This is a genomic window from Arthrobacter sp. StoSoilA2, from assembly GCF_019977195.1.
GTDB lineage: Bacteria > Actinomycetota > Actinomycetes > Actinomycetales > Micrococcaceae > Arthrobacter.
In genome coordinates this window covers 2866878-2886535 of record NZ_AP024643.1, presented here as the reverse complement: position 1 = coordinate 2886535, position 19658 = coordinate 2866878, and the positions used below count along the sequence as shown (strand labels likewise).

The window sequence follows — 19658 nt, the reverse complement described above, 5'->3', positions numbered from 1 at the left end:
TCGGTTTACGGATTGAGCGGGAAACCAGCACAAGACTAAATAAGCGTGTTGGCTGCCACAGCAGCCTGCGGGCCGGTATCGGATTCAGTATTCAGTTCCGGTTGAGCCCGCCAGATACGAAGAGCGACAGACTTCAACTAAGGGGACAGGGATCATGACCGTTACGGTTTACACGAAGCCGGCCTGTGTTCAGTGCAACGCAACCTACCGGGCACTCGACAAGAAGGGCATTGCCTACCAGAGTGTCGACATCTCCCAGGATGCCGAGGCGCTCGAACGCCTCAAGGCGCTGGGTTACATGCAGGCTCCCGTCGTCGTGACCGAGCAGGACCATTGGTCTGGATTCCGCCCGGACAAGATCGAGGAACTGGCCCAGGCCGTTTCCTCCGTGGCCTAAGTTTCCTTTCGGACTTCGCCACCACAGCAAGCAAGAATTCCTATGTAGTCGAGGTGACTCCCATGGCACCGCTGGCAACGGCATCCGTGCGCAGTGACACGGACACTGTGACCACGAGGAGTCACCTCATCTACTTTTCCTCGACATCTGAGAACACCAAGCGCTTTGTCCGGAAATTGGGCAGGGATGCAGCGCGCATCCCGCTTTATGCGCACGATGCCCCGCTTCAAGCACTTGAACCCTTTGTCCTTGTCCTGCCGACTTACGGCGGGACAAACGGCGAAGGTTCAGTGCCCAAGCAGGTCATCAGGTTTCTCAACAACCCACGGAACAGGGAACTGATCCGTGGTGTTATCGGTGCAGGAAACACCAACTTCGCGGACAACTATTGCGCAGCGGGAGACATCATCGCCGCCAAGTGCAACGTGCCGCATCTCTACAGGTTTGAACTCATGGGGACGCCGGAAGACGTCGATCGGGTCAATCAAGGATTGGAAAAGTTTTGGACACTACTGTCGCAGAAACAGAAGTAACCGGGGGCGCTGTGGAAACGGCCAAGAAGCCACTGCCGGAGGCCTATAAGGGCCTGGGCTATCACGAGCTCAACGCAATGCTGAACCTGTATGGCCCCAACGGCGAGATCCAGTTTGAAGCCGATCGTGAAGCCGCGCACCAGTACTTCCTGCAGCACGTGAACAACAACACCGTGTTCTTCCACGACCTGGAAGAGAAGCTCGACTACCTGGTGAAGAACCAGTACTACGAGCGCGAAACACTGGACCAGTACACGATGAACTTCATCCGTGAACTCTTCAACCGTGCCTACAAAAAGAAGTTCCGCTTCGAGACCTTCCTTGGCGCCTTCAAGTTCTACACGTCCTACACACTGAAGACGTTTGACGGCAAGCGCTTCCTTGAGCGCTACGAAGACCGCGTCTGCATGGTTGCCCTGCACCTTGCCCGCGGCAACGAAGAACTTGCCAGCCGCCTTGTTGACGAAATCATCGATGGCCGTTTCCAGCCGGCAACCCCCACCTTCCTGAATGCAGGCAAGGCCCAGCGCGGCGAGCTTGTCTCCTGCTTCCTGCTCCGTATCGAAGACAACATGGAGTCGATTGCCCGCGCCATCAACTCCGCGCTGCAGCTCTCCAAGCGCGGTGGCGGTGTGGCACTTTCGCTCACCAACATCCGTGAGCACGGCGCCCCGATCAAGCAGATCGAAAACCAGTCCTCCGGCGTCATCCCCGTGATGAAGCTCCTCGAAGACAGCTTCTCCTACGCCAACCAGCTTGGTGCCCGCCAGGGTGCAGGTGCCGTGTACCTGCACGCACACCACCCGGACATCTACCGCTTCCTGGACACCAAGCGCGAGAACGCCGACGAGAAGATCCGCATCAAGACGCTCTCCCTTGGCGTCGTGATCCCGGACATCACGTTCGAGCTCGCCAAGAAGAACGAGGACATGTACCTCTTCTCCCCGTACGACGTCGAGCGCGTCTACGGAGTCCCCTTCTCCGACATTTCCGTCACGGAGAAGTACTACGAGATGGTTGACGATTCCCGGATCAAGAAGACCAAGATCAGTGCCCGTGAGTTCTTCCAAACCCTCGCGGAGATCCAGTTCGAGTCCGGCTACCCGTACATCATGTTCGAGGACACCGTGAACCGGGCCAACCCGATCGACGGCAAGATCACCATGAGCAACCTGTGCTCGGAGATCCTGCAGGTTTCCTCGCCGTCCATTTACGCGGAAGACCTGAGCTACCAGACCGTGGGCAAGGACATTTCCTGCAACCTCGGTTCCATGAACATCGCCAAGACCATGGATTCGCCGGACTTCGGTCTCTCGATCGAGACGTCCATCCGCGCCCTCAGCGCAGTGTCCGACATGTCCTACATCAACTCGGTGCCGTCGATTGCCCAGGGTAATGCCCAGAGCCACGCGATTGGCCTCGGCCAGATGAACCTCCACGGCTACCTCGCCCGCGAGCACGTCCACTACGGTTCCGAAGAGGGCCTGGACTTCACCAACATCTACTTCTACACGGTGCTGTTCCACGCCCTCCGCGCGTCCAACAAGCTGGCCATCGAGACCGGCCAGAAGTTCGGTGGCTTCGAGAAGTCGACCTACGCTTCCGGCGAGTTCTTCGACAAGTACACGGAGCAGGAATGGGTTCCGGCAACGGAGCGCGTCCGCGAGCTCTTCGCAGGCCACCACATTCCCACCCAGGACGACTGGCGTGAGCTGAAGGCTTCCGTCATGGAGCACGGCATCTACAACCAGAACCTCCAGGCCGTGCCGCCCACCGGTTCCATCAGCTACATCAACAACTCCACCTCCTCGATCCACCCGGTGGCCGCAAAGATCGAAATCCGCAAGGAAGGCAAGATCGGCCGCGTCTACTACCCGGCTCCGTACCTGACCAACGACAACCTGGAGTACTATCAGGATGCCTACGAAATCGGCTACGAAAAGATCATCGACACCTACGCCGCGGCCACCCAGCACGTGGACCAGGGCCTGTCCCTGACGCTGTTCTTCAAGGACACCGCCACTACGCGTGATATCAACAAGGCGCAGATCTACGCATGGCGCAAGGGCATCAAGACCCTCTACTACATCCGTCTCCGCCAGATGGCCCTGGAAGGGACTGAGGTGGAGGGCTGTGTTTCATGTGCCCTATGACGGTGGTGCTTTGAGATGAATGGAATTACGACGGCGACGGGTGGCTTGGTTTATGGCGTCCGGCTGCGCCGTGAGGTTGAGTACCGCTACGTCGGCATTACGACCAAGACCACCAGCCGTCGGTTCCATCAACATCTCAGAGTCGCCGCCGAAGGACGCAAGACTCCGTTCTATGACTGGGTGAGGAAGCACGATCCTGCGGATCTCATTGCTGACGAACTTGATTGGCTTGAAGGATTGGACCAACTTGGTCAAGCCGAGATGGACTGGATCGCATATTTGAGGAGTCAGGGGGATCGTCTCCTGAACCTCTCAGAGGGCGGGCTGGGTCCGACGGGTGTGGTGTGGACAGATGAAATGCGGGAAGCTGCTCGGCTCCGATCTACTGGGCGGAAGGGCCTGAGCCGATTCGGTGAGGAGAATCCCTTCTTTGGCAACTCACACTCATCGGAGCAGCGGGAAAAGTGGTCCGATGAGCGCAAGGGCACGTTTGTCGGATCGGACAATCCGAACTTTGGCAAGTTCGGGCCGGACCATCCAGGATTTGGCCACACAATGCCTTTGGAGTCACGCAAGGCGCTTTCTGAGGCCTTCACCGGCGAGGGCAATCCAAATTTTGGCAAGAAGGCCAGCGCCGAAACTCGTGCGAAAATGTCTGCTGTCAGGAAAGGCAGGCCGATGCCATCCAGCCGACGAAACGCGCACACCAGACATCACACGAACAAGGGTGTTGTGAACCCAACCTGCCAGCATTGCATCGACGATGCAGCGCAAGCGAAGCTCATGCGAGAAAGTGAAACGACAAATGACTGAGAAAGTGAAGCTCCTGACGCACGTCGAAGCAATCAACTGGAACAAGATCCAGGACGACAAGGACGTGGAAGTCTGGAACCGACTGGTCAACAACTTCTGGCTGCCGGAGAAGGTGCCGCTGTCCAACGACGTCCAGTCGTGGCACACGCTGACGCCGGAAGAGCAGCAGCTCACCATGCGCGTTTTCACCGGTCTCACCCTGCTTGACACCATCCAGGGAACCGTGGGCGCAGTTTCGTTGATCCCGGATGCCCTGACGCCGCACGAAGAGGCCGTGTACACCAACATCGCTTTCATGGAATCGGTGCACGCGAAGTCCTACTCGTCCATCTTCTCCACGCTGTGCTCCACCAAAGAGATTGACGACGCGTTCCGCTGGTCGGTCGAAAACGAGAACCTTCAGAAGAAGGCGCAGATCGTCATGGACTACTACCAGGGCGACGATCCCCTGAAGCGCAAGGTGGCCTCCACACTGCTGGAGAGCTTCCTGTTCTACTCGGGCTTCTACCTGCCCATGTACTGGTCCTCGCGTGCCAAGCTCACGAACACGGCCGACCTCATTCGCCTCATCATCCGTGACGAAGCCGTGCACGGTTACTACATCGGCTACAAGTTCCAGAAGGGCCTGGAAAAGGTTTCCGAAGCCCGCAAGCAGGAAATCAAGGACTACACGTTCGAGCTTCTCTTCGAGCTGTACGAAAACGAAGTCCAGTACACGCACGACCTCTATGACGGCGTCGGCCTGGCCGAGGACGTCAAGAAGTTCCTGCACTACAACGCCAACAAGGCCCTCATGAACCTCGGCTACGAGGCAATGTTCCCGGCTTCCGTTACGGACGTGAACCCGGCCATCCTTTCGGCGCTGTCCCCGAATGCGGACGAGAACCACGACTTCTTCTCCGGCTCGGGCTCCTCCTACGTGATTGGCAAGGCTGTCAACACTGAGGATGAGGACTGGGAGTTCTAAACGGATTCAGTTCTTGGTGTGAGGTTCCACGCTACATGGCCAAAATCAACCTTAGTTGGCCACGTTTCACAGCACTTGGCCAAAAGTCCAACTTAGTTGGCCTTTTGGTTCTATGACTGACGACAGGCTCTTGAACAGTCAACCCGCGACAGTAACTGGGAGATGACGCTAATGCCCGACTACACAACTAGTGACTTCGGCGAAACGGTATTGGGGGACTACCAAGCTCGGCGGGGCGGCATGAGTGTCTTTAAGGAGGCGCTACAGGCATCTGCCGCACGCGAGCCGAAGGTGTTGGGACATCCCGACTTCGAGGGCCTGGCTGTTGGTGAGCGTCGAACCGCGTCCATTGTGGCGGCGTTCATCGATTTGACGGACTTCACCGGGCGAAGCTTTTGGGATGACGAAACCGAGGTAGTAGACCTGGCACATGCTGTCCTTTCCGGCTTTGTTGAGACCGTCGTCAACTTTGGCGGTTTCCCACTTGGACTCCGTGGCGACGGGCTGTTTGCAGGATTTGGACCGGGCAACCCTCAAGTCGATGGTGTGATGGCGCTCAGCGCGTGTTCATTTGCACTCGACGCTGTTGAGACGGTCGTTAACCCTCGCCTTGAACGGCTCGGGATAGCTAGGGTTCAGGCACGTGCAGGACTCGACTACGGACGGATCACATTCGTTCGGAGCGGCAGCGGGCAGCACAGTGAGATCAATCCCCTCGGCTTCGCAGCCAACTTTGCAGCAAAGTGTGAAAAGAAGGCAAATTCTTGGGAAGTCGTTGCCGGCGAGGGCCTTGCTGAATTGCTGCCCCACGCCGATGCGTTCGTCGAGCACGAGGATTCCCCAAAGACATACCAGCGCGACTATCAGCGCCGGACTTACAGGTTTTACGACTACCGATGGAGAAGCACTCTTCGGCACATACCAGGAACCGTCCAGCAGCTCGACGGCAACCCCACCGAAAGCATAGCCCTGTTCTGAGGAGCAAACATGACCATTGCCGCGCTGCTGCGCCACCACGGCGTCAACGTTCCCCGGTACGTGACCGTTGAAGGACGCGTGGTCTTCGACGGTGTTACGACTACCGGCCCCGGGGCACATAATCATGCGACGCTGGGCACAGTTACTCCTGTCGCCAGCCATACCTTCCACGGAGGCGATGAAGAATCTGACGCTAAGGGGGATGCTTTGACGGCATGGTGGGCAGACGAGGAGGAGATCAACCGTCATATCGAGGCAATGAAAAAGTCCTTCCCAAAGTTCACCTACGTCCCAGCTGGGAACGACCTTGGTCCTTGTTGGGTTGGTGCTATTGACACAGGGCGGGGTAAGTTCAATGTCGCTGTGATCCTTCGCCACGACAAGCAGCTTCCGCGTGTCGCAGTGCTTGGGGTTGGTCGCCTCGGCGTACCCGTCGGCCGCCGATGGGTACAGTCTCCTCACCTTTATGACAACGGCAATTTGTGTGTGGCGGATGTCGGGGACTGGAAGCCCGAGGAACACACCGCCGCCACAGTGACCGCTTGGGCTTCCCACTGGTTGGCGGCGTACACGGAATGGCGGATGACGCGACGGTGGCCGGCCGAGGGAGCTCAGTCGGATGTGGCCTAGGAAACCTGTACCTTTCCCTCCCTCGACGCAGGTAGGTCCTGGGGCGCCGGACGAAAAGTGGGACGCGAAGCCGGCCGACGGCGGCTTTCAGGCAATGGATCAGATGGCGAACTGGGTACGGTTCGCAGACACAAAAGCAACGATCCTTACCGCAGGACTTGGCGTCATTCTGACGATGCTGATGAACAACGCTAAGACGGTGACGAGCGCTGTTGGTCAAGGGTGTCTCCAGGCTTTGATCGTAGGCACTCTGGCTGTTGGGGCACTTTTGGCATTCTTGTGGACGCTTTTCTGGCTGGTGAGGGCTGTCAGACCCCAAACCTCTACCAAATACTCGCAGCTCAATCGATTTGCGTGGCCGGCGCTTCAAACGGCCACCGCTGAGCAGGTGTCGGAGCACGCGAATCGGGTCGATGTTCGCGTGGATGCCTGGCAACAAGTGCTTGAGTTGTCTGAGCTCGCCGGGCGAAAGTTCGATGCATGTGCCAAGGCAGTGACGGGGTTTGCTCTCCTGGCGGTCTTCGCCCTGACGTGCGTCGCTGTGAGTATGGGGTTGACCGCATAATGTGAACGATGGCATGCCGTGCAGAGCTGGATCCGATCGCGTGAAGTGGTATGACAGGGATGGATCGGTCTCCAATACGCTTCTGCACTGCCACAGCAGACTCATGAGTGGATGGGCTGTCTCAGAAGGTCAGCTCGTTTGAGTTCGGGGAGCGAAGTGGTGCTGAGGCTGCAACATCGCGCGCTAGCTCTATCAACTCGGGGATGGCCCCGTCGTCGACCTCTGTTGCTGATTCGGGTCATGGTCCGCGCGGCAATTCGTCCGTGGACAGGGAGACGCCGGGACTCCCGGACGCTTGGCTCGTTGCCAGCGCCGCTCTAGATCCTTAAGAAGGATGCTTAGGCGTCAGACGGGCCGCTGTTCAATTCCATTCACACACGCCGGGCTCTCTATGTCTTGCTGTCTTGTCAGTTGAGCGGCACGAACAACTATGCGCTCCTCGCGGCTGATGCGCTCTGTGAATCGCTCGCAGCAGCCCGTTCTTTTCCGCGAATCCCTGATAGTCCTGCTGTCTTGAAGCGGTCTCTCCCAGGCTTCTGTAATGATCGTGGTCTTTTCCTCGCCGGAGAGACTGCTTGTGTTGAGGAGTTCCAAGGGGCGAGACAAACCATTTGCCGCGAGGGTTTGTCGTCGACTGCCACTTCCAACGCCAATCGTGCCCGTCACCGCCATTCTAATTGGCTGCCTGCAGTTGTCGCATTTTCATCTGGGAGGGTAGTCGCCAAATGCTGTCTGTCGAAGTATTAGCGAGGTGATCCCCGGAAAAGGAGAACATCGAGTGGCCCGAGGGCGGTGACCATCTGCCACCACTCGGTTTCACCAGTGGACGACAATGTCGATACGACTGGCTGACAAAACAGCGCCCATCTGCATAGTAGGTCGAGGATTAGTCAATGCGGCGACCCTTCGAAGAATGCAAGTAAGCAAGCTCCCCTTTTCGAGCCAACAGTTGCGCCTACCGGGTCACTCATCTAGGAGGGCAGACTGCCTGCGTCGCCGGACAAATGTCTATGTCGTAGCCTGCAGGCAGGGCCCCGGCCTGAATGAAGCGCCACGTAGGCTCGAATGAACCTTTCAGCATTCGGGCAACCACCATCGTTGTGACCTCGGTGGCGCCAGCCACCTTTAACTGATGGGCAACGGACTGGGCGTTGGCCCCGGTGACCCAGGTATCGTCAAAGAGTAGGATATGACGGCCCCTGACGTCGCCACTTACAGCAAAGTCCTCGGGGTGAAGTCGTCGCTGGGTGCGCGGTTGGGGCGGTGCCGTGCATTGGACGTGAATTGGGTCTCCTGCCCAGAGGAACTTGAGCAGGTCATATATGGGATGACTTTCCCTGCCTTGAGTGGAGGGAACGACGGCGGCGGCTGATATGGGAAGCGCGCTGAGCGCTTGTATGCAATCCCAGTGGAACTGACGTGCCAAGTAGACCAGGTATACGACACGGGCTAGCGACGGGTTGGGAGCAGCATGAGCGTCTTTGTAACGGTACATGTCGTGGGACATTTGCTGGCCCTCTAAGGCATAGGTCAGCGGAATGACACGGTCAGAGAGTCCTCCACCAGCGTACCGAGCCCGATGTGCATTGCACTGCATGCAGTACGTGTAGCCGATTACTGGCGCCAAGCAAGTCGCGCACATGTCGGGAGTACTGGCGAAAATGCTGATCAGCTCTGCTTGGGCGGGTAGGAGGAACCTATTGGGATTGGCTGCTATTGGTGCAACTTCTGCCAGCATGAGGCGATCAACTTCGGTTAGACCGTCCAACTCATCAGGCTTTCTGAAGGACTTGAGGCATAGGCGGGTGAATTGCCTGAAACGCCAGTCCTAGGGCCTCATCCTCATTGCCAGCCACGGACACCCTATTTAGGGGATCCTCTCCGTACTTTCGACCCCAGGAAGTCATCTCAGCTACTGCCTGGCTCAGAATGACCGGCCGCCCGTGCTTTACGGCTTGTGCCACCTGATGCCGAGTTCCGGACTTTTCACTGGCCTGAACGACGATCGTTGCCAAACCGTATGCCGACATCACACCGTTGCGCATCGGAAAGTTCCTTTGCCGGGGAGGTTCATCGGGCCAGAACTGCGATACAACCAGACCGCGTTGTTCGACCTCAAGCTGCAGAGAGGCATTCGCCGCCGGATATTGCCGCCGGATGCCCGTTCCAATAATGCCGACCGTGCGGCCCCCCAAGTCAAGGGCTGTTCTCTGCGCAGCAGCGTCCACGCCAGCGGCCAATCCTGAGACAACCGTCACACCTTGGCTGACGAGCCTGCTAGCCATGAATTTTGCTGATTCTATCGCCCAAGGCTCCGCATCCCGCGAGCCCACAATGCTAATGCCCAAGTCCCGATGATTTGGAGGCGGCAGAGTTCCTCTGGTGAAGATCATGAGTGGATAATCGTAAACGTCCAGCAGTTGAGCGGGGTAGCCCACATCCATGCACGTGAGGAGTCGCGTCCCGTCGGATTCCCACTCAGCAACTTGGGCGAAGGCTTTCTGTCGCATCTCGTCAGCGTTGCCCGTGCCTTCCGCCTCAGCATCCAGAATTGCGGCGAAAGAACGGGTTTCCTCGTACATGAGTCGTAGCGTGGCTGGCTTGATCACGTCGCTACCGTATTGCAGCGCCACCAGAGAGGCTCGCTCGATGTCATTCTGGTCCATCTGAGTTGCCTCCACTCTCAGCTATTCGACCGACGTTCGACAGGACGGCGACCGTAGATTCTTGGTTTACCTAAGGCTAGCAGTGCACCTAACCGAAGTTGCCGTGGCTCGACGGTTGCGATCTAAGTCAGGTGAGTCGCTGAGACCTCTACAAGCAACGGGTGTCACATGTTGTTTCTGAAATGCGGAAGCAAAGAGTTTGATTATACCGAGGCTAGCTCACGCCACTTCCGCCTTACCTGTTCAGGCGCGGCTTGGAACGCCTAGGCTGCGATTTTTGAAGGGCCTTGATTCCGGCGGGCGACCCTACGACGAGGGGGCCGAGGGGAAGGGATTCGACGGAGAAGCAGTTGGTGTGCGCCGATGAGGACTGGCACGGCTGGGAGACAGTGGTTGCCGAACGTTGCGAAGATTCAGGAAGCCGTTCTCACACATCTTGACGGATCAGGGGCACCGCGCGGGCGACCCGCTCATGAACGCGCGCCATCCTGCTTCGCCGACTATTCGTCCGGCCGTTATTATGCCTTCACTGCTAGTGGCGGGCACCAGTTGCGACCGTCAGCGAGGGCGGTGTTCCTGGCCCAACGGCAGGGAGTAGGCCAGTTCGTTAACCCGTTCGACCCGTCCGCGCTTTCTTGTCTAAGCCAGTGAGTATAAGGACCCGCTGCGCTATCCGTTCCTGATGTGGAGGGGGTTTATCCGTAGAGGCACTTGACTGGCCAAACAAGGACGCCATTCCCGTGGCGCGAGTTCTCCATATTGAGCACGTCGACTCTTGTGATCGTCCCGCTCGAATGTTCCAACTAGCAGATGCGCCGTCGGTGCCAGTGGCCGCAGGATAGATGAAGCACGGTCAGCGCATCGACTACTTCTCTCAGAGGGCGCCGGGTTTTGTTCGCTATCTCAGCTAGTTCTGTGCGGAGCTGAAAGTCACACTTGAGTGGAACACCTGTAGGGGCATCGTGGGCAATCAGGATGTCCAGGTGGCCGCCGGCGATGAGGGCCTCGGCTTCCTCGCGAGTGGGTTCTTCATTGGGCCACCAGTCCCTCCCCTCGGTCCTGTGCTCGTGGTCGACGCTGAAGGCGCCGCCCAAGCCGCCCACTGTGAGGCCCTCAACGAAGGCTCGCCCTCCTCTGGGAAGGACCTGCCGGAGTTGATACCGACCATGCCGACTTCCAAACGGCGTGCCACGCGGCGGGCCCCGGCTGAGGTCATTGGTCATCAGGTATCCGGCCAGTCCGTAGACGGTGTCGTTGGCGAGGGCGATGGCGTCGTCTTCGTCGGTGAAGTTGATGATCGGGGCGACCGGCCCGAAGATCTCTTCCTGGGTCAGTCGGGCAGCGCGGGTCAGGTTCGCCAGCACGGTGGCGGGTAGAACGATCCGGGGCCTTCGGGGATGGTCCCGCCGACGCGGAATTCTGCGCCGCGTGTGACGGCGTCCTTGACGAGGGATTGGATGCGTTCGACGCTGGTCTGATCAATCATGGGCCCGATCTCCGTGCCTTCTTCAAGGCCGTTGCCGACCCGGAAGGAGGCAAACCGTTCGGCCAGTTTGCCCCTGAGTTCCTCGGCGATGCGTTCATGCACGAGGACGCGGTTGGCTGCGGTGCAGGCTTCACCCATGTTGCGCATCTTCCCTGCGGTGATCTCGGTGACGGCCTCGTCCAAGTCGACGTCCTCGAAAGACGATGAATGGTGCGTTGCCTCCGAGCTCGAGCGAGGTGCGGATCAGGTGGTCCGGGCACTGGCTGTGCAGCTTGGAGCCGATGAAGGTGGATCCGGTGAAGGGAGAGGTGACGGACGAGCCCTTCGGCGGGCAGGGGAGCGACCAGGGCGCTGGAGCTGGAGGTGGTGACCACGTTGATTGTTCCGGCCGGGGCACCGGCCTCTTCGAAGATCTTTGCCAGGAACAGCATGGTCAGCGGGGTCTTCTCGGCCGGCTTGACGACGACGGCGCAGCCGGTCGCGATGGCGAGGGCGACCTTGCGGACGCCGATGGGTTCGCGGGAGAGGACCATTTGTCCGCGGCCGCTGGGGGATTCTGCGTGCGATCCCTGGACCCCGGTGCCTTCCTGGGCGTGCCACTGCAGGTAGCCGGCAGGGTAGTCGATCTCGCCGCGGGCTTCAGCCAACGGCTTGCCCATCTCCGCGGTCATGATCGCGGCGAGTTCCTCTTTGGACTCCAGCAGCAGTTTGTGTGCGGCGAGGAGGATGTCGGCGCGGGCACGGGAGGAGAGGGCTGCGAAAGCGTCCTGCGCGGCGTTGGCGGCATCCACTGCGGGCGTCCGTCTTCGGGGCGGGCATCGGGGATTTCGGCGATGATCTCACCGGCGGCGGGGTTGTGCACCTGGATGCGGGGACGGTCGGGAAGCTCTTCCCAGCGTCCGTTGATGAACAAGTCGGTCTTCAGCCCCACGGGGGCCTGCGCGGTTGTGGCCATGGTCATCCTTCAGTCTTCTGGGTGGTCCGGGGGTCGAGGAGTGCTGCAAGGTGCAGGCTATTGCGGTCGGGTTCGAGCTGCTTGACCTGCATGGCGCAGCTGAAGCCGTCGGCGAGGACGGGAACGTCGGCAGCCGTTTTGGCCAGTGCCGGTACCAGAGCTTGTTCAGCGACCTTCATGGAGATGTCCTAGTGGTTGGCTTCGAAGCCGAAGTTCCCGGCGACGCCGCAGCAGCCCGTGGCTTCGTTGACGTTGGCGACACCAAGAGCAGCCAAGGCCTTGCGTTGCACGGTGGCACCGAAGGTGGAGTATTCGCGACAGTGGGTCTGCACGGTCGCGGCCGTCGGCACGGCAGGGGGAGTCCAGCCGCCGTCGACCCATTCCTGCACGGCTTCGGCGAAGCTGCGGATCTTGTGGGGACGCGTTGGGCCGCTTCGGTGCCGAGCAGTTCGGGGGCGTCCTTCTTCAACGCTGCGGCGCAGCTTGGTTTAATGACGACAATCGGGGTCTCGGTGCCGTCGTCAAGCTTCGCGACCGCTTTGCCCATGAGCGGTGTCCAGCTGGCCGGTGGAGATCTACATCAGTCCGCAACAGGCGTCGGATGCACAGCCGATGGTGCGGCCGGTGCTTTCCATCACCCGGGCCGCTGCCCCGGCCACCTGAGGCCTGAAGCCCTTAGTGAACGAAAGTGAGGCGGAGCATGATGACGGTGCCTCGTCTCTATTCGCCCCAACCCACTTCAGCGTTCAGTATGCGAAGCGTGGCTTGGCACAAACCTATGCAGCGGTCGTGGCACAATGGCCAACGACGCAGGAAATTGGGCTTGAGTACAGTGGAAAAAGGAGTTTGATGCGGAACGTGCCGACCGGAGAATCGAAGGCGATGTGGACGGCGCTGGGTGGGGCATTCAGCATTGTCCTGGGCACTGAATCCCGGATCAGAAAGTCGCAAGTGGTGAGCAGAATTGCGTCTGCCGGACTCAATGTGGGGGAACGTAACAAAAATGATACGGTCACAGCCGCGTTCAACCAGGCGGACGAATGGCAGGCCAAGAAACTTGTCGAAGAGCTGCTCGACTTGCTTGTGACCGAAGGACTCTTTGTGTCTGGTGAGGAAACCGACGAGAAAAGCGTCAAGCGGTTGCAGGATGCATTCTTAGCCTGCGGCGCAGAGTTGGACGCCAGTGGTTTCCTTGATTGGCACGAAGAAGTTTTGAAGCCGAGTCCCCCGTCGTTCGCCGCCATTAGCACTCCTCCCGCCGGTCTCAGTCCAGGCCACAGAACCTTGTCCGCCCGCTTAACCGCTGCACCGTCGACTCCGGTTGCCGTGGATAATCAGCCTCGCCTCTCTCACTCACGCTCAGCCGACGAGGTCACCAAGGTTTCAGTGCCGACGATAATCAGAGTTCTGCAGCGGGTTCCTGAAGCGTCCAGGCCGCTTACCTATCATCGCCAGCAGAGCACACTAAAGTCGCCCAAAGTAGTTTTGCCCGTCCTTGACGAGTATGACGCCCAAGACTTTGTGTCTAACGCGTTTGAACTTTTTTGGGACGAGTCCGTAGTTCAAGAGCAACCGTCGGGTATTACAGGTGGCAGGAGTTCGCTGCGCGGAGACTTTCATTTCGAGGCCGAAAAAATCATGGTCGAAGTGAAGGTGGCCAAGATTGGGCACGCAGAAAAGGAAATCCAAGACGAGATTGCCCAAGACCAGGCTAGATACCGCGGGAAACGAGATGTCGAAGTGCTTGTAGTGGCCATCTACGACTTGGAGCATGCCCTAAGCAAAGAAGGAGCGCTTAAGCGGCACCTGGAGAGCACAAAGGACATAGAAACTCATGTTGTGATAGTGGATTGGCCTAAGAACCCGACGACGGCTACACGCAAGAGTTCAAACGGGGCTAGCTGAACCCTGTCCTGAGGTCGAGTCGCCCGGAGCTGCTGCATTGCCGGCAGCTCACGATAGCGAGGCGCCGAAGCCCGTGTTGACACCCGAAGCCAGCGGTATTGTGAAACTGTTAGTTGACCTTCTGCGGAGCTACTCGCCCAAGCCGCCGCTTCTGTCCAGACCCAAACACTTGACGAAGAAAACGGCGAAGTCAGTGCTGGCACATACTGTGCCTCATGGTGGACACGATTCGCTTCATGAATGGGGAGATAGGCACTGCAGGGCGCGAACCGCAGTCTGGCCGCGCTGGCTGGATGCACTGGAGTCCTTAGGGCTGACCATTGCCGAGAATCTGGGCATATACCTGCAGGCGATACAGGAAGAATCTGTCCAGTCGAAAGGCCCTGGGTTACGTGGTCTCCTTTTGTAAGTGTTTTCCTTTGAGTATCCGAATTATGTTCGTCCAGTCGAGGCTCCATGCGGTCTCTAGCTCCGACGATCTTCGCGTATGCATGCAGCCCTGCTATTAGGGCAAGCGTTGCCTTCATATGCACGGCTGTCGAGAACCGGGGCTCCCATTCGAACTGAAATCTTGCGTTGGCCCCGTCCGTTACGGTGTAGTAGGGTTGAGCGCTGGCCGATGAAGGGTGGCTGTCTTGCGTGTCGATGAGCCAGCCCAGATAGAGCGGACCGCGCTCCTCTGGATTTAGATCAACAATTTTGCGAAGGTGGCCGAGATGGCCGAGAGATTTATCCGCGGCTCCGGCTTCCAGTATGTGTCGCTCCATGGCATCAGCAAGCTCCTTTTCGAATGACCAAACGTCCGATTGGACGTCGATGATCTTCGTGAGGCCCTGCTCCTTCGTCAGGCGTGCAACATCGACGAAGTCCGTTCCCGAGTCCGCTGCCCAAAGCAATCTGATGGCATGCTCGATGGCGCTTCGATTCAGCGGTGGGGTTTCGGCGCCGAAACCTTGTTCTCCAAGTGGATAGCAGCCCGCCCTGAACGTGTGATTCGCACAAGCCAGCCCCATGCCATGGCAGGAGCATGGAGGTCCTTTAGCTTCTGTGCATTCCACTCACTGGGAGGCACATTCGGTGGCAGCGGCAATTCATGTACGAGGGCGATCAGCTCGTCATATGATTCCGTCGTGCGCCGAGGCCCTGTGGCATGGAGATTCTGTTGGCGCTGCCTCTTGCTCCTGCTTTCGCTCATGGCTCAAGTGTCTCAAAGGGTTCGCGGCGGAAGCTCAGTTCCTTATCTATCGGAAAGCCCTCCTGTGATAGCCGGGCCAGATCCCCTTGGGAGGTGGAATTTGTTGGCCAGACGGAGCAACGTCCCCTTGAGTTCGGTCCAGACGCTGGTCGACCGTTTTGAGAAAGGGCCAACTAGCTTGGGACAGCGGCTTAATTTCCTGATCTAAAACTTCCCGCAATCAGTGGATTCAACTTGGCGGAATGGTCCAGTTAGATCGGAATCTCACACTTGGCGGCATCTTCAAAGCCCCTTACGCTGTGCTGGCGTGAGGGGCTTTGTTGTAGTTCCAGTACGACCCAGCCAGTTGACCCGAATTCCCTCAATCGACTCGGGTTCGTTCATAACCTGGCAATGGAGGCGCGGCGCAGCGGTAGCTGTGCCCAGTGGGCGTGGTCACTTTTAGCGTGTGTCTCCGTGCAGGTTCTGGTCTGACGCTCCACCCGGGGTTTTCTTTGGTGTGATTGCATTGTTCGCAGAGCCCGGCCGCGTTCTTCAGTGTGGTTTTACCGCCTTCGGCCCACGGCAGGATGTGGTCGTAATGGCGGATGGGGGCGTCGCAGTATGGCGTGCGGCAGGTGCAGTCGCGGGTTTCGATGAACCGTCTCATGCCCATGGGGAAGAAGCGTGCCCTCGAGTCAGTGGCAAGGAGTTCGCCCGTGCTTGGTGCCGTGAAGAGTCGTCGCAGCCAAATGCTGAAGTCTTGATCTGTCTTGCTCTCACCGCTGGTCAGGAGCTTCCTGGCCCACTCAGCTGGAACGATGCCGTAGCCAGTAAGTCTTGCCGGTTCGCTGTCGCCTTGCAGCAACGTGCGGTCGGTCATAACGAGTTGAAGGTCGATCCCAGAGAACCCTGCAGGCGAACCGGTGATGCGTTCGACGAGCGTGTCCGCCATGACCTGTCCCCGGGACCGGCCATCCCCGTCGGAACGGGCGGAGTCTGCGTGCCGGGTGAGGGCCGCGTATGCAGCCACGCCTTGGGCGACTGGAAGTAGAGCCGTGAGGATCGTCATCGTGTCCGGTGCCGGGCGGAGGCTCACACGCCGTTCAGACGCCGCGTGGGCGGCCCTTTGCGTCACCGAGCGAGGATCACGCCGATAGGCCGCTGCTTTTGCGGCGGCGATGATGGTCTTGTCGCCAGCACCATCGAACGTGCCCGAGTCGGGGGCGAGTTCCTCGTCCACCGCGCAGCGATCTTCAGCACTGAGGCAGGCCGTTTCCTTCACAAGGAGTGTGGCCCGCCACTCATTTAGTCTTCCCGACTCCAAGGCGGCCATGGTCCGTGGCATCTCTGACACCAGCGCCTTGGCCAGTCCCAGAAGCCGGGACCCCTTATTCGGAGACTCCCGCCGGGCAAGGGCAACCTGGGCTGATACACCTTGGCCTCGTTCAGCAGCGGGAACCCCCGCTGCTGCCTGTTCTTGACGCTGGGCAAGGTCAAAGGCCACGGCTATCTTCGCTTGCAAACTTGAAATCGCAGACTTCATGTCCTCAAGAGCACGGAGCTGATTAATCAGGTCACCGCTGACGCTGCCTGCTTGAGCACGTGCAGGCAGCGAGGCCACCGCTTGGGTGGCTTGTATCTGCTGGCTCCGGCTCATATTTTTACTATGTCAGTAGCCACTGACATTTTTTAGCGCCGGGAACTTTGGCAGCAGATCCAAACCGTACCTGAACCCTTCCACCCTTGCCCGCGTCTTTCCAGCAGAGGAAGATACTGCCCAACTTCGGGAGGACGTCATGGTTCAGCTTGAGAAGTTTGAAAAGTACTTGATCGAAGAGTTCTACGACGATTACCGCTCGGGCGACATGTCCCACGGGACTTTCACCAGGCGCGTGGCGTTCATCATGGGAAGTATGACCGCGGCTGCGGCGGCTATGACCTTGGTGGGCTGTACACCGGACGAGGTGCCAAAGACCGGGGACCCGATGCCCACAGCCACGGCTTCAGCAAGTTCGGGAAACACTACAGCGGTTCCCAACGCCAAGAGTCCGCTGACGGTGCCGGAAGGGGCCGGGGGCTTGCAAACAGAAACGGTGAAGTTCGATTCCGGCGGCACCGACATCAGCGGGTACCTGGCCCGGCCCGAGGGCAGCAAGCCGGCTCCGGCCGTCCTGGTCTGTCACGAAAACCGTGGCCTCACGCCCCACATCCAGGATGTCGCCCGGCGCTTCGCCAAAGAAGGCTACGCAGCTTTGGCGCTGGACCTCCTCAGCAGGGAGGGTGGCACTGCATCGATGGATCCGGATGCTGTCCCGGGTGCCCTCACCAAGGCAGGAGCCCAGCGGCACGTGGGGGACTTCCAGGCAGCATTTGAATATCTGAACGGCCAGGACTTCGTGGAAAAGGGCCGCGTTGCCATGGTCGGCTTCTGTTTTGGCGGCGGCATCACCTGGCAAGCGGCCACCGAGATCCCGGGGCTGAAGGCCACCTCCGCGTTCTACGGTCCCGCCCCGGACCTGGCGAAAGTCCCCATCATCAAGCCCGCCGTTTTTGGTGTCTACGCTGAAAAAGACGCGCGGATCACCGGTTCCATGCCGCAGTTGAAGGCGGCCTTGGATGCGACACAGGTCAAGCACCAACTCAAGGTGTACCCGGGCGTGGACCATGCATTCCATAACGACACAAGCGACCGCTACAACGAGGCCCAGGCTACGGCGGCGTGGAACGACACGTTGGCCTGGTTCAGGGAAAACGTCTGAGCCTAATCCGGCAGGATACGGGCTTGGCTTGCCAGCTCGGCTTCCAACGTTTCGATACTGGGCAGGCTGGCGACAAATTCGTCGGGCAATGACTCGGCAAGGGACGTCCGCCACTCCGCGATCCCCACCGGAGCGCTGAATCCACGCAGGGCGTACTCGGCCACCACGCTGTTCTTCTCCTTGCACAGCAGCAGGCCGATGGTTGGTTTGTCGTCAGGGTGGGCCATGAGGTCGTCAACGGCTGCCATGTACATGCCCAGCTGGCCCAGGAACCCGGGTTCGAATTTCACGGCCTTTAGCTCGATGACCATGTAGCAGCGCAATTTCAAATGGTAGAAGAGCAGGTCCGCAAAGAATTCGTCGCCGGCGATCTCCAATCGGACCTGTTCACCAACGAATGCGAAGCCTTGACCCAGCTCGAGCAGGAATTTCTCCACATGCTTCACCAATTCCACCTCCAGGTCCCGTTCCGTGTGCCGGTCAGTCATGGCCAGGAAATCAAAGACGTAAGGATCTTTGGTGGCCTGCTGGGCGAGGTCTGAATCGGCGGCAATCATGGTGGTCTTGAAATTGGTGATGGCTTGCCCTGAGCGCTCGTGCAAGCGGGTCTCGATCTGATGCGTCAGGACGTTGCGCGACCAACCATGCTGGGCAGCTGCCGCTGCGTACCAGAGGCGGGTGGCGGCGTCGTCGAGCTTTTCCAAAAGCGCGATCTGGTGGTACCACGGCAATGTTGCAAGCGGCGCTTGCAACATTGGAAACTCGGGCCAAGCCTGGGCAAAGCTCTTCATGTACCGCAGGTTCCTGGGGGAGAAGCCCTTCGCTTCGGGGAAGCGCGTTCGGATATCAGCGGACAATCGGGTGACGACTTTGGCGCCCCAGCCCTCCTGCGATTCGCGCTCGGCAAGTTGCCTGCCGATGCTCCAGTACGAATTGAGCAGTTCGCTGTTCGCGGCCGCCAGTGCGCGCGTGCGGCCTGTCCGGACTTCTTGCGCGACAGTGTTGAGCAGCGCGGGATACCAGTCGGGCATCGACGTCGCGGCGGGGACTCCCGGGAACGACGCTGTGGCCTCGGTAGCGAGCTCTTGCGAAGGCATAATCTCTCCTGTCGATTGCTGTTGCCCCCACCCTAGAAGGAGGCACTGACAGAATGGACGCGTGAGTGAAGCTGGTGAACTTGTGGACTTCACGCTGCAGCGTGAATCGTCGTGGGAGAAGGCCATGGAAGCCCGGGAGCGCCTGGGCGGAATGAAGGTCTACGGGGCATCGGTTGGTGCAGTGCGAGGAACGGTCCGGGACGTCCTGAAGCGGCACAAGACTCTGGGCCATGACGACATCACGGCCCTGAGTTCGGAACTGTGGGAGGAGCCGGTCTTTGAACGCAGGCTCGCTGCGGTTGTCCTGTTGCAAACCAAAGTGGGGATCCTGGTCAATACGGACCTGACCCGCATAGAGGGCTTCATTCGGCAGGCCGGCACGGAGGAACTGGCTGATCCTTTGGCGGTGGATGTGGTCAAACCCCTGCTCGCCAGGCTCGAAGGACAGGCAAAGGAACGCGCTGAACGAGTTTTGGAACGCTGGTCGCGTGACACGGACCCGTGGCTCCGCCGTGCCGCGCAACTCGCCAAGGACAACCCGACCCCTTGATAAGGCCCGGCCACCGGCCTACCGTTT

17 protein-coding genes and 1 pseudogene are annotated in these 19658 nt (G+C 59.2%); 14 read left to right on the top strand and 4 right to left on the bottom strand.

Features of this window, described 5'->3' with window-relative positions:
- Positions 1 to 154 precede the first annotated feature (154 nt).
- The 9 genes from nrdH to LDN82_RS13005 all read left to right on the top strand — a co-directional run bounded on the left by nrdH (position 155) and on the right by LDN82_RS13005 (position 8408).
- Positions 155 to 397: a glutaredoxin-like protein NrdH gene (gene nrdH / locus LDN82_RS13045; protein ID WP_011775022.1), complete on the top strand. Its 243-nt coding sequence runs from the start codon at positions 155 to 157 to the stop codon at positions 395 to 397.
- 62 nt (positions 398 to 459) lie between these two features.
- Positions 460 to 930, top strand: a complete 471-nt coding sequence (nrdI, locus tag LDN82_RS13040) for a class Ib ribonucleoside-diphosphate reductase assembly flavoprotein NrdI (RefSeq protein WP_224164513.1) — start codon at positions 460 to 462, stop codon at positions 928 to 930.
- 32 nt (positions 931 to 962) lie between these two features.
- Complete coding sequence (nrdE, locus tag LDN82_RS13035) at positions 963 to 3083, top strand: class 1b ribonucleoside-diphosphate reductase subunit alpha (RefSeq protein WP_224167537.1); 2121 nt, start codon at positions 963 to 965, stop codon at positions 3081 to 3083.
- A gap of 15 nt (positions 3084 to 3098) precedes the next feature.
- On the top strand, positions 3099 to 3896 hold the full coding sequence (locus LDN82_RS13030; RefSeq protein ID WP_224164512.1) for an NUMOD3 domain-containing DNA-binding protein: 798 nt from the start codon (positions 3099 to 3101) through the stop codon (positions 3894 to 3896).
- Positions 3889 to 4863 carry a class 1b ribonucleoside-diphosphate reductase subunit beta gene (gene nrdF / locus LDN82_RS13025; RefSeq protein WP_224164511.1) on the top strand — a complete coding sequence of 325 codons (975 nt, stop codon included), beginning with the start codon at positions 3889 to 3891 and terminating at the stop codon, positions 4861 to 4863. Before LDN82_RS13030 ends, nrdF begins: the two co-directional genes overlap by 8 nt.
- A gap of 240 nt (positions 4864 to 5103) precedes the next feature.
- Positions 5104 to 5841 (top strand): adenylate/guanylate cyclase domain-containing protein, encoded by a 738-nt coding sequence (locus LDN82_RS13020; RefSeq protein ID WP_224164510.1) that lies wholly within the window; start codon positions 5104 to 5106, stop codon positions 5839 to 5841.
- Positions 5842 to 5850: 9 nt separating this feature from the next.
- Positions 5851 to 6471 carry a hypothetical protein gene (locus LDN82_RS13015; RefSeq protein WP_224164509.1) on the top strand — a complete coding sequence of 207 codons (621 nt, stop codon included), beginning with the start codon at positions 5851 to 5853 and terminating at the stop codon, positions 6469 to 6471.
- Positions 6472 to 6574: 103 nt separating this feature from the next.
- The gene (locus LDN82_RS13010) at positions 6575 to 7036 is read left to right on the top strand and encodes a Pycsar system effector family protein (RefSeq protein ID WP_224164508.1); all 462 of its coding nucleotides are present in this window, start codon (positions 6575 to 6577) and stop codon (positions 7034 to 7036) included.
- A 1189-nt stretch (positions 7037 to 8225) separates the two neighbouring features.
- Entirely contained in the window at positions 8226 to 8408 is a 183-nt protein-coding gene (locus LDN82_RS13005; protein WP_224164507.1) for a hypothetical protein, read from the top strand.
- A 400-nt stretch (positions 8409 to 8808) separates the two neighbouring features.
- On the opposite strand, the gene LDN82_RS13000 is transcribed toward LDN82_RS13005, so the two are convergent.
- Positions 8809 to 9702 carry a DNA-processing protein DprA gene (locus LDN82_RS13000; RefSeq protein ID WP_224164506.1) on the bottom strand — a complete coding sequence of 298 codons (894 nt, stop codon included), beginning with the start codon at positions 9700 to 9702 and terminating at the stop codon, positions 8809 to 8811.
- 803 nt (positions 9703 to 10505) lie between these two features.
- A pseudogene (locus LDN82_RS22590) lies at positions 10506 to 11326 on the bottom strand (aldehyde dehydrogenase family protein).
- 158 nt (positions 11327 to 11484) lie between these two features.
- On the opposite strand from LDN82_RS22590, the gene LDN82_RS22585 reads away from it, so the two are divergent.
- Genes LDN82_RS22585 through LDN82_RS12980 form a run of 3 tightly spaced genes read left to right on the top strand, consistent with a single transcriptional unit; the run spans position 11485 to position 14048 of the window.
- Positions 11485 to 12228, top strand: coding sequence for a hypothetical protein (locus LDN82_RS22585; protein WP_263422251.1), 744 nt, complete (start codon positions 11485 to 11487; stop codon positions 12226 to 12228).
- Positions 12194 to 12835, top strand: a complete 642-nt coding sequence (locus tag LDN82_RS12985) for a hypothetical protein (protein WP_263422250.1) — start codon at positions 12194 to 12196, stop codon at positions 12833 to 12835. The genes LDN82_RS22585 and LDN82_RS12985 overlap by 35 nt, the downstream gene beginning before the upstream one ends.
- On the top strand, positions 12822 to 14048 hold the full coding sequence (locus LDN82_RS12980) for a hypothetical protein (protein ID WP_224164503.1): 1227 nt from the start codon (positions 12822 to 12824) through the stop codon (positions 14046 to 14048). Before LDN82_RS12985 ends, LDN82_RS12980 begins: the two co-directional genes overlap by 14 nt.
- Positions 14049 to 15604: 1556 nt before the next feature.
- Here LDN82_RS12980 and LDN82_RS12975 read toward each other — a convergent pair.
- A complete protein-coding gene (locus tag LDN82_RS12975; RefSeq protein WP_224164502.1) occupies positions 15605 to 16882 on the bottom strand; it encodes an HNH endonuclease signature motif containing protein in 1278 nt (425 codons plus the stop codon).
- Positions 16883 to 17021: 139 nt separating this feature from the next.
- Here LDN82_RS12975 and LDN82_RS12970 point away from each other — a divergent pair, with 139 nt between their 5' ends.
- Complete coding sequence (locus tag LDN82_RS12970) at positions 17022 to 17984, top strand: dienelactone hydrolase family protein (protein ID WP_224164501.1); 963 nt, start codon at positions 17022 to 17024, stop codon at positions 17982 to 17984.
- 2 nt (positions 17985 to 17986) lie between these two features.
- On the opposite strand, the gene LDN82_RS12965 is transcribed toward LDN82_RS12970, so the two are convergent.
- Positions 17987 to 19081: a PDDEXK nuclease domain-containing protein gene (locus LDN82_RS12965; RefSeq protein ID WP_224090632.1), complete on the bottom strand. Its 1095-nt coding sequence runs from the start codon at positions 19079 to 19081 to the stop codon at positions 17987 to 17989.
- A gap of 61 nt (positions 19082 to 19142) precedes the next feature.
- On the opposite strand from LDN82_RS12965, the gene LDN82_RS12960 reads away from it, so the two are divergent.
- Positions 19143 to 19631, top strand: a complete 489-nt coding sequence (locus LDN82_RS12960; protein WP_224164500.1) for a DNA alkylation repair protein — start codon at positions 19143 to 19145, stop codon at positions 19629 to 19631.
- Positions 19632 to 19658 lie beyond the last annotated feature (27 nt).